The 2680-nt window shown below is 59.1% G+C and carries 1 protein-coding gene; it reads left to right on the top strand.

What is annotated here, in order from left to right:
- Nucleotides 1-342 precede the first annotated feature (342 nt).
- Complete coding sequence (katG, locus tag DW49_RS0127715) at nt 343-2613, top strand: catalase/peroxidase HPI (protein WP_005620450.1); 2271 nt, start codon at nt 343-345, stop codon at nt 2611-2613.
- The last annotated feature ends 67 nt before the right edge of the window (nt 2614-2680 follow it).

Raw genomic sequence — 2680 nt, 5'->3', positions numbered from 1 at the left:
ATAAGTTACCCATAACCTGCAAGCTAAGCTATTGATAAGATTTGAATTTTCCGTTAGTTGGTGGCTGATTTTTTTCGAAAACAGTACACTAGGAATGCATCGGCGCAAGCCGTGCGGTTTTACCCTGATAAGGAGATAAGAATGAGCTCAAGTTCACTGTGCACGTTGTGGCCTCGCACCGCAGTAATCTGATGATCGCTGTGCGACGTATCTGTAGAGCTGGCGCGATCGTTGATCGGGCTGCCGGTGTGAATCCCGTGCTGTTGAGTTCCGTCATCGCTGTCTGAAGCCCCTCGAGTGGGCTGGATGGCCGGATGCAAATGACAAAAAGGTGTATCAAGCATGTCAACTGAATCGAAATGCCCCTTCAACCACGCTGCCGGCGGCGGCACCACCAACCGTGACTGGTGGCCCAAGCAGCTGAATCTGAAGATTTTGCACCAGCATTCTTCGCTCTCCGACCCGATGGGCGAGGGCTTTGACTATGCCAAGGAGTTCAAGAGTCTGGACTTCGAAGCGGTCAAAAAAGACCTGCGCGACGTCATGACCCAGTCGCAGGACTGGTGGCCGGCGGATTTTGGCCACTACGGCCCGCTGTTCATTCGTATGGCCTGGCACAGCGCCGGTACTTACCGCACCGGTGATGGCCGTGGCGGTGCAGGTGCCGGTCAGCAGCGGTTTGCGCCGCTCAACAGCTGGCCTGACAACGTCAGCCTGGACAAGGCACGTCGCCTGATCTGGCCGGTCAAGCAGAAGTACGGCCGCAAGATTTCCTGGGCCGACCTGATCGTGCTCACCGGTAACGTGGCGCTGGAATCCATGGGCTTCAAGACCTTCGGTTTCTCCGGTGGTCGCCCGGATGTCTGGGAACCGGAAGAAGACGTGTACTGGGGTTCCGAAACCACCTGGCTGGGTGGCGAAGAGCGTTACGGCGCGCAGAAGAAAATGCAGCAGCCGGGCGACGGCACCCTGGTGGCCGAGCCTGAGAACCACGGTAACGAAGAAAGCCGCACCGCCAGTGGCGAACGTAATCTGGAAAACCCGCTGGCCGCCGTGCAGATGGGCTTGATCTACGTGAACCCGGAAGGCCCTGAAGGCGTGCCGGACCCTGTCGCTTCGGCGAGGGATATCCGCGAAACCTTCGGCCGCATGGCCATGAATGACGAAGAGACCGTGGCGTTGATCGCCGGTGGTCACGCTTTCGGCAAGACTCACGGTGCTGGCCCTGCCGACAACGTTGGTCCTGAGCCGGAAGCAGCCGGTCTTGAGCAACAGGGCTTTGGCTGGAGCAACAAATTTGGCACCGGTAAAGGTGGCGACACCATCACCAGCGGCCTGGAAGTGACCTGGACCTCGACGCCTACCCAATGGAGCAACGAGTACCTGGAAAACCTCTTTGCCTTCGACTGGGAACTGACCAAGAGCCCGGCCGGCGCGCATCAGTGGACGCCTAAAAACGGCGCTGGCGCTGGCAAGATTCCGGACGCCCACGACCCGAGCAAACGTCATGCGCCAAGCATGCTGACTTCTGACCTGGCGCTGCGTTTCGACCCGGCCTACGAGCAGATTTCTCGCCGCTTCCTGGCCAATCCGGAGCAACTGGCTGATGCGTTCGCGCGTGCCTGGTTCAAGCTGACTCACCGCGACATGGGCCCACTGACCCGCTACCTCGGCCCGGAAACACCGACCGAAGAGCTGTTGTGGCAGGACCCGATTCCAGACGTCACTCATCCGCTGGTGGATGATCAGGATGTTGCCGCGCTCAAGGGCAAGATTCTCGCGTCGGGGCTTTCGGTCTCGCAACTGGTTTCAACCGCCTGGGCAGCAGCCTCCACCTTCCGTGGCTCTGACAAGCGCGGCGGTGCCAACGGCGGGCGTCTGCGTCTTGCGCCGCAAAAGGACTGGGCGGTCAACCAGCCTGCACAACTGGCGAACGTGCTGAGTACGCTTGAAGGTATTCAGAACGAGTTCAACGCGGCTCAATCGAACGGCAAGAAAGTGTCCATCGCTGACCTGATCGTGCTGGCCGGTAGTGCAGGCGTCGAGCAGGCGGCGAAGAACGCTGGCCAGCAGGTCACTGTTCCGTTCACGCCGGGCCGTGCCGATGCGTCTCAAGAGCAGACGGATGTCGAGTCGTTCAGCTTCCTTGAGCCGATCGCCGATGGCTTCCGCAACTATCAGAAAGGGCGTTACAAGGTCTCGGCCGAGTCGCTGCTGGTCGACAAGGCGCAACTGCTGACCTTGACTGCGCCAGAGATGGCCGTGCTGCTGGGCGGCCTGCGGGTCTTGAATGTCAACGTCGAGCAGAGCAAGCATGGTGTGTTCACCGACACGCCGGAAACCCTGACCAACGACTTCTTCAAGAACCTGTTGGACATGGCTGTTGAGTGGAAAGCGACTTCGGGTGCCAACGACTCCTTTGAAGCACGTGACCGCAAGACCGGCGAAGTGAAATGGACCGGCTCTCGCGTCGATCTGGTGTTCGGTTCACACGCTCAACTGCGTGCGATTTCCGAGGTGTACGGCAGCGCGGATGCGCAGGAACGGTTCGTCAAAGACTTCGTGGCCGTCTGGACCAAGGTAATGAACCTGGACCGTTTCGACCTCGCTTGATGCTTTAGCCGTGTTTTAAGTACAAAAAAAAACGCCTCCCTTGTGGAGCAATGCTGTTCACTTAAGG

The sequence above is a fragment of the Pseudomonas avellanae BPIC 631 genome (assembly GCF_000444135.1).
Classification (GTDB): Bacteria; Pseudomonadota; Gammaproteobacteria; order Pseudomonadales; family Pseudomonadaceae; genus Aquipseudomonas; species Aquipseudomonas avellanae.
This window is presented reverse-complemented; position numbering and strand designations above follow the sequence as displayed.

Bases quoted from the DNA above. Each gene is read 5' to 3' on its own strand.
- katG (WP_005620450.1), top strand. From the start codon at position 343: ATGTCAACTGAATCGAAATGCCCCTTCAACCACGCTGCCGGCGGCGGC.